Origin of the sequence: Lapillicoccus sp. (assembly GCF_039935575.1) — a bacterium.
In the GTDB taxonomy this organism is placed as follows: Bacteria; Actinomycetota; Actinomycetes; order Actinomycetales; family Dermatophilaceae; genus Lapillicoccus.
The window spans coordinates 62,428-68,955 of sequence record NZ_JBDTKA010000113.1 but is presented as its reverse complement, the minus strand read 5'-3'; the positions used below and the strand labels follow the sequence as shown (position 1 = coordinate 68,955).

Sequence of the window (6,528 nt, the reverse complement as noted above, 5' to 3'; positions counted from 1 at the left end):
GCCGGCTCGACTCAGACCGGCTGCGTCGGCTCTTCGACCTTCTGGTCCCCGTCGAGACGGTCGACGAGTGGTATCTCTGCGGACCGTTCGGGATGGTGACCGATGCCGAGGCGCTGCTGCGTGAGCTGGGCGTCGACCTGCACCACGTGCACCACGAGATCTTCCACGTCGACGACGGCACACAGCCGCGCCGCCTTCCCGTCGTGGTGGACGCCACGGCGCCCCCCGCGGCGGTGGTCACCATCACCCTGGACGGACGAACCACCCAGGTGCCGATGCCGAGCGCCGACGAGACCATCCTCGACGCGACACTCCGGGTTCGCCCGGACGCCCCGTTCTCCTGCACCGCAGGGGTCTGCGGGACCTGCCGCGCCCGGCTCGTGGAGGGGGAGGTCCGGATGGACCGCAACTACGCCTTGGAGCCGGAGGAGATGGAGGCTGGCATCGTCTTGGCCTGCCAGTCGCACCCGGTCACCGCAGCGGTGCGGCTCGACTACGACGCGTGAGTCAGCCGGGGTTGGACGTCAGTGGTCGCGGAGCGTGTCGGTGGTGTTGTGCTCGGTGATGAGCTGCTGCGCACGGTCGCCGTCGCGGTCGGCGATCGCGTCGACCAGGTCGCTGTGAAGCTGGCGGCGCTGCTCTATGTATTCCAGCGGCGGCTGCTCGGACACGGGGAGCACGGACAGGGTGTGCGTCTCGATGAGCTCCAGCAGGCTGGTGTAGATGGACCGCAGGACCAGGGTCGGACTGACCGCGGCGATACTGGCGTGCAACGCCCAGTTGGCTCTGACGAACGCGGTGGGGTCCTGTGCCCCGACGGCATCACTCATCCGCGCGACGTGCTGACGCATGATCTGGATGTCAGCCGGTGACGCGTGCCACAGGGCGTCCTCGATGAGGAGTGGGTCGAGCGCGTCGCGAATCCGGACGGCGTCCGCGACCGGGGTCTGCTCGGCGTCGAGGGAGAGCACGGAGTTGCCGAGGCGGACCATGGGTGACTGTTCCGCCGCGAAGAGGCCGCCGCCGGGTCCTGGACGGACGGTGATGAGCCCGCGCGCCTGTAGCAGGCGGATCGCCTCGTTGAACGTGCCGACCGACACACCGCAGTCGCCGCGCAGCTGGTCCTTCGACCCGATCCGTTCGCCCGCGGCGACCTGCTGCGCGATCGCCGCCAGTCGCGCCGCGGCCAGGTCGGTGCGGCTTAGCCGAGGCGAAGCCGATCGGCCCCCGGCTCGGACGCCGGTGACGAGAGCGCTGTCGACCGCCATCGATGTTCCCTTCTGCAAATGATCATGATCAATGTACGCCGGCCCCTTGACTTGAGCGAGACACCAGCCCAGTATTCATCCTAATCATCATGGTTTTTGGGCCATGGCGCTCCAACGTCGACGGGACTGTGCATTATGCGGATCGCGAACCTGGCCGATCGGCTGGTCATCCTCGTTTCCCGGGGTTCCGGGGACTCGCAGAGTTCGCACGACCTGGCGGTGGACGTCGAGAAGGCGAGTGGCGGCAAGTTCGCCGCCGACCCGCAGTCCATTTACCACCGGTGGGAGGACTTCGTCGGGTGGGCGTCGACGGCGGAGCTGCCCACCGGGGAGGCTTTCGACCCGGCGGACCTCGGGTCTCCGGCCCCCACCCCGCGCCAGGTGCTGGCGATCGGCCTCAACTACCGGGCCCATGCAGCCGAGTCGGGGTTCGCAGCGCCGACGGGGGAGCCCCCGGTGTTCACCAAGTTCAGCTCGTGCATCGTGGGGCCCTATGCGGAGGTGACGCTTCCACCAGGAGGGCACACCGACTGGGAGGTCGAGCTGGTTGCGGTTGTGGGACGGCGGGCTTTTCAGGTGTCGGCGCAGGATGCGTTGCAGCATGTCGCGGGGTATGCGGTGGGTCAGGACATCTCCGAGCGGACGCTGCAGATGGCCGCGACGCCGCCGCAGTTCAGTCTGGGCAAGTCGTTGCCCGGGTTCGGGCCGGTCGGACCCTGGCTGACCACGCTGGACGAGCTCGAGGACCCGAACGACCTGTGGCTGCGGTGTGCGATCGACGGCCAGCAGGTTCAGTCCAGCCGCACCAGTGAGCTCATCTACTCGGTGCCCGAGCTGGTGGCCAAGCTGTCGGCCAGCATCCCGCTGTTGCCCGGCGACGTGATCTTCACTGGCACGCCGTCGGGTGTGGGCCTCGGACAGTCTCCGCAACGGTGGCTGCAGCCCGGTGAGGAGCTGGTCAGCTCGATCGAGGGCCTCGGCGAGCTCCGCAACCGGTTCGTCGCGGCGTCCTAGTCACTCACTGTTCTTTTGGGCATTTGACCGATCAGCCCCAAGGAGACAGCGATGGCGCTGCACCGCCTGACGTCGATCACCCTCGGCGTCCCGAATGTGCGGGAGACCGCGGAATCTACACCGAGTTCGGGTTCCTGCCGAGCACGGACCAGGTGTCCTCGGCGTATGCCGGTGAGCAGCTGATCGACGCCCCGGAGTACCGCTTCTCCAACCCCGACGGGGGTGAGCAGCTTCGGATCGTGCACAGCCCCAGGCGGCGCCTACTGCAGCTCGGCGTCGGCGCCGAGGACCCCGACGACCTGGACCGGATCACCGGCAGCCTCGAGCGACTGGTGCTAACGGTCGAACGGGACGACACCTCACTCAGCGTCGAGGACCCAGGCAGTGAGGTCCGCGTCGTGGACGAGATCGCGCCGGCATACGAGCAGTAGCCGGTGCCGTGGCCCGCAACCAACGGGCCGGGCCGCACGGATCGGACGAACACGCGGGCTGCGGGGATCCTGCGTGAGGGTGGGGTCCATCCCCGCAAGCTCGGCCACGTGGTCATCGGATCTACCGACGAGGAGTCCAGCACCAAGTTCTTCACCGAGGGGCTCGGGTTCGAGCTCAGCGACCGGGTGCCGTTCCTGGCCGCGGCGCCACCGCGATGCTCGAGAAGGACCCGGGCCGGCACGTCTGGGGTCTCGGCCGGCACTACGTCGGGTCGAACTTCTTCTGGTACCTGAAAGACCCGGCCGGCAACTTCTCCGAGTACTACAGCGACATCGACTGCATCATCGACGACCAGCTGTGGGAGCCCGGAGTCTGGGAGGGCGCCAAAGGCCTCTACAGATGGGGTCCACCGCCACCGCCGTCCTCCCTGGCACTCGAAGACCTGGCCGGCCTGATGACGGGTTCACACAGCCCCGGCTGCCCACCGGGCGACACCTTGTGGCAGCTCGCCGTATACGGCGGCCGGCCATCGTCGTCCCACCGGGTAACGAAAGAGGGAGAGTCATGGACGCATACGACGTCGCCATCGTCGGCTACGGACCTGTCGGGCAGCTGTTGTCACTGCTCCTCGGTCAGCGGGGCTATCGCGTCGCTGTGCTGGAGAGGTTCCCGGAAGCGTAGGCACTGCCCAGGGCGGTCCACCTGGACCATGAGGTGGCCCGCATCCTGCAGTCGGTCGACGTGCGCTCAGACCGAGACGCGGCGATCGAGCCGTATGACGACTTGTACCAGTGGCGCAACGCGGCCGGCAAGACGCTGCTCAACGTGGACTGGAGGGGCGTCGGACCGTCCTGGTGGCATACCTCGAACTTCTTCTCTCAGCCCGAGCTGGAGCGCGAGCTCGACCTACGCGTAGAGAAGCAGGCATCGGTCACGGTGATGCGTGGCGTCACCGTCAGGGGGCTGGAGCAGGACCTCGACGGCGTCACCGTTCTCGGGACGACGTCGACGACGGACGGTTCGATCCCTGGGGAACAACGGGTGCGCGCGCGGTACGTCGTCGGGTGTGATGGCGCCAACAGCGCGGTCCGGGAGCTGACCGGACTGACGACGACAGACGTCGGGTTCCCCTTCGACTGGCTCATTGTCGACATGATCCCCAACGAGCCGATGCATTTCGACCCGACCGCCTGGCAGCTGTGCGACCCGGCCCGTCCCACCACGATCGTGCCCGGTGGCCCGGGACGCGCCGTTGGGAGTTCATGGCGCTGCCCGGCGAGAACATCCAAGACCTCAACCGCGCCGACAAGGCCTGGGAGCTGCTGCAACCGTGGGGCCTGACACCGGACAACGCCGTCCTCTACGTGTACGCGGCCCTCTACGTGTACGCGGCGCTTTCCACCCTCGACGGTGTAGACGAGACCCTCGTCACCCTGGGACGGCATATCCCGCCGGCGGCTCTGGTCACAATGTGAGCCCAAGGGCCACCCCAGCGAACCAGCCCAGCGGCGTGTCGAACTGCGGTGTCCCAAATGGGGGCGAGAACGTTGTCGAAACGGCGCGGGGTGGAGCGGCCGCAACTGCCGACCACACGGTCACTCGTCGGGGCCGAACCGGTCGATCGGCCGCAACAGCCGCCCATGGGGTCGATCGTTGCGGCGAGACCTCCCGATGCCCGTAGCCCCGCCAGGCCCGATCGACGCGCGTTCAGAAGGTGCGTGGGTCGGCCGATCCCGCGGCGCGTGGACCGAGAACCGCGCGCCGGGCAGACCTTCCGGCGCGCCAGACCGCGAAGGCCACCGACACGCCGACGGTCAGGACGAGCTCCCAGGACGACAGCCAGCGGACCGAGTCCGCCGACCCGAGCCGCCACACCGCGAACACCGCGAGAGCGACTACGAGCACCCCGGCCCGGGCGGCCAGGGCGGCCCGCTGGGCCGGGCTCGACGCGTCGACACGCCGAGTGCCTCGAGATCTGGTAGCAGACGAAGCGCGGGGCAACGTGGCGACGGCCGAGGCAACACCTGCTCCGAGCCCGAATACCACGCCGGCGGCGAGACCGACCGTGCTGCCGTAGACGACCGCGAGCACGAACAGGCTTCCGCCGTCCAACGGGACGTCGCTGTTCGTGAGCATCACCAGGACCAGGTAGGCCACCGCTGCGACCACCCCGGTCAGCGTGCCCCAGCCGAGGCAGGCGCCGAGAACACGCAACCCGACCACGACACCCGACGGGGTCGGCAAGGTCGCAGACTCGTCGCCCCGGGCCACCGGACCCGACCGCCCGAGCTCGCGCCTCTCATCGTCGTTCATAGGTCACCCACGCCAGCCCCTCGCCCAGCACTCGCCGAGCCTCGCGCCAGACGTGTGGGTCGATCTCCGGAAAGTATGCGTCGCCGTCCGGATCCTGGTCGACCTCGGTGACGAGCAGCCGGTCCGCGACCGGCATCGCCTCGGCATACACCTGTCCGCCGCCCGCGACGAAGACCTCGTCCTCGCCTCCCTCCCCGGCCAGCTGCAGAGCGTTTGGCAGCGAGTGCGCGACCATCGTGCCCAGGGAGCTCCACGACTGCTGGCGGGTGATCACCACGGTCCGTCGCCCGGGCAACGGCCGCCCGATCGAGTCGAACGTCGCGCGACCCATGACGAGCGTGTGACCCATCGTCGTGCGTTTGAAGAAGGCGAAGTCCGCGGGCAGGTGCCACGGCATCTGGCCGGCGGCCCCGATCACACCCCCCCGACCGACTGCGGCGATCAGGGAGACGCGCGGCGCCACCGTCATACGGCGATCGGCGCCTTGATCGTCGGCTGCGCGACGTAGTCCACGAGCTCGAAGTCACCCAGCTCGAACGCGTCGAGGTCCTTGCCGGGGGCGATCAGCATTCGCGGCAGGGGACCCGGTTCCCGCGTGAGCTGGAGGCGGGCCTGCTCGACGTGGTTGAGGTAGAGGTGGGCGTCTCCGAGGGTGTGCACGAGCTCGCCCGGCTCGAGGTCGCACACCTGGGCGACCATCATCGTCAGGAGCGCGTAGGAGGCGATGTTGAACGGCACACCGAGGAAGACGTCCGCAGAGCGTTGGTAGAGCTGGCAGGACAACCGTCTGCGGCCGCCGTCCTCCGCGGCCGGTGCGACGTAGAACTGGAACATCGTGTGGCACGGAGGCAGGGCCATGGCGTCGACGTCGGCGACGTTCCAGGCAGAGACGATGTGCCGGCGGGAGTCGGGGTTGGTCCGGATCGACTCGACCACCTTGGCGATCTGGTCGATGTGCTCGCCACCCGGTGCCGGCCAGGACCGCCATTGGTACCCGTAGACCGGACCCAGGTCGCCCAGCTCGTCGGCCCAGTCGTCCCAGATCGTGATGCCTCGCTCCTGGAGCCAGCGCACGTTGGTGTCGCCGCGTAGGAACCACAACAGCTCGCCGATGATCGACCGGAGGTGCAGCTTCTTCGTGGTGAGGGCGGGAAAGCCGTCGGCCAGATCCATCCGCATCTGGTGACCGAAGACGCTGAGAGTGCCGGTCCCGGTCCGGTCCGACTTCTCAGCGCCGGTAGCCAGCACGCGGTCGAGGAGGTCGAGGTACTGGCGCATCCCGGGAAGGTAGCACCGGGCCGCCGTCCCTGACCGGAGCCACTGCGGGGTGGAGGGCCTTGCTGTGACTCACGTCACACTCATCTCGCTTTGTGAGATGTAACGCCGGCGGTTGGGCGACGATGTACCAGGTGTCGTGGTGCTACCCGGACCCCCGAGCGGGTAGCGCCACGACATTCAGGTCCAGGTCCTGGTCCGTCCGCAGGGTGGTGCTGGCGATAGA

Annotated in this window: 10 protein-coding genes; 6 read left to right on the top strand and 4 right to left on the bottom strand. The window is 68.5% G+C overall.

Annotated elements, in window-relative coordinates:
- A partial coding sequence (locus tag ABI385_RS14000; protein WP_348104370.1) for a 2Fe-2S iron-sulfur cluster-binding protein occupies window positions 1–506 on the top strand: 506 nt, incomplete at its 5' end.
- Between the two features lie 18 nt (window positions 507–524).
- Here ABI385_RS14000 and ABI385_RS13995 read toward each other — a convergent pair.
- On the bottom strand, window positions 525–1,268 hold the full coding sequence (locus ABI385_RS13995; RefSeq protein ID WP_348104369.1) for an FCD domain-containing protein: 744 nt from the start codon (window positions 1,266–1,268) through the stop codon (window positions 525–527).
- A gap of 135 nt (window positions 1,269–1,403) precedes the next feature.
- Between ABI385_RS13995 and ABI385_RS13990 the strand changes: the two genes are divergently transcribed.
- The 5 genes from ABI385_RS13990 (at window position 1,404) to ABI385_RS13970 (ending at window position 4,055) form a co-directional block, all read left to right on the top strand.
- A complete protein-coding gene (locus tag ABI385_RS13990) occupies window positions 1,404–2,282 on the top strand; it encodes a fumarylacetoacetate hydrolase family protein (RefSeq protein ID WP_348104368.1) in 879 nt (292 codons plus the stop codon).
- Window positions 2,283–2,305: 23 nt separating this feature from the next.
- Window positions 2,306–2,713 carry a hypothetical protein gene (locus ABI385_RS13985; protein WP_348104367.1) on the top strand — a complete coding sequence of 136 codons (408 nt, stop codon included), beginning with the start codon at window positions 2,306–2,308 and terminating at the stop codon, window positions 2,711–2,713.
- Window positions 2,714–2,716: 3 nt separating this feature from the next.
- Complete coding sequence (locus ABI385_RS13980; RefSeq protein WP_348104366.1) at window positions 2,717–3,007, top strand: VOC family protein; 291 nt, start codon at window positions 2,717–2,719, stop codon at window positions 3,005–3,007.
- A gap of 271 nt (window positions 3,008–3,278) precedes the next feature.
- The gene (locus tag ABI385_RS13975) at window positions 3,279–3,395 is read left to right on the top strand and encodes an FAD-dependent monooxygenase (protein ID WP_348104365.1); all 117 of its coding nucleotides are present in this window, start codon (window positions 3,279–3,281) and stop codon (window positions 3,393–3,395) included.
- Window positions 3,396–3,428: 33 nt separating this feature from the next.
- On the top strand, window positions 3,429–4,055 hold the full coding sequence (locus tag ABI385_RS13970) for an FAD-dependent monooxygenase (protein WP_348104364.1): 627 nt from the start codon (window positions 3,429–3,431) through the stop codon (window positions 4,053–4,055).
- Window positions 4,056–4,421: 366 nt separating this feature from the next.
- Here the strand turns inward: ABI385_RS13970 and ABI385_RS13965 are convergent, their stop codons facing one another.
- Genes ABI385_RS13965 through ABI385_RS13955 form a run of 3 tightly spaced genes read right to left on the bottom strand, consistent with a single transcriptional unit; the run spans window position 4,422 to window position 6,305 of the window.
- A complete protein-coding gene (locus ABI385_RS13965) occupies window positions 4,422–5,027 on the bottom strand; it encodes a hypothetical protein (protein WP_348104363.1) in 606 nt (201 codons plus the stop codon).
- Window positions 5,014–5,496, bottom strand: a complete 483-nt coding sequence (locus ABI385_RS13960) for a dihydrofolate reductase (protein WP_348104362.1) — start codon at window positions 5,494–5,496, stop codon at window positions 5,014–5,016. Before ABI385_RS13960 ends, ABI385_RS13965 begins: the two co-directional genes overlap by 14 nt.
- Window positions 5,493–6,305: a thymidylate synthase gene (locus tag ABI385_RS13955; RefSeq protein WP_348104361.1), complete on the bottom strand. Its 813-nt coding sequence runs from the start codon at window positions 6,303–6,305 to the stop codon at window positions 5,493–5,495. Before ABI385_RS13955 ends, ABI385_RS13960 begins: the two co-directional genes overlap by 4 nt.
- Window positions 6,306–6,528 lie beyond the last annotated feature (223 nt).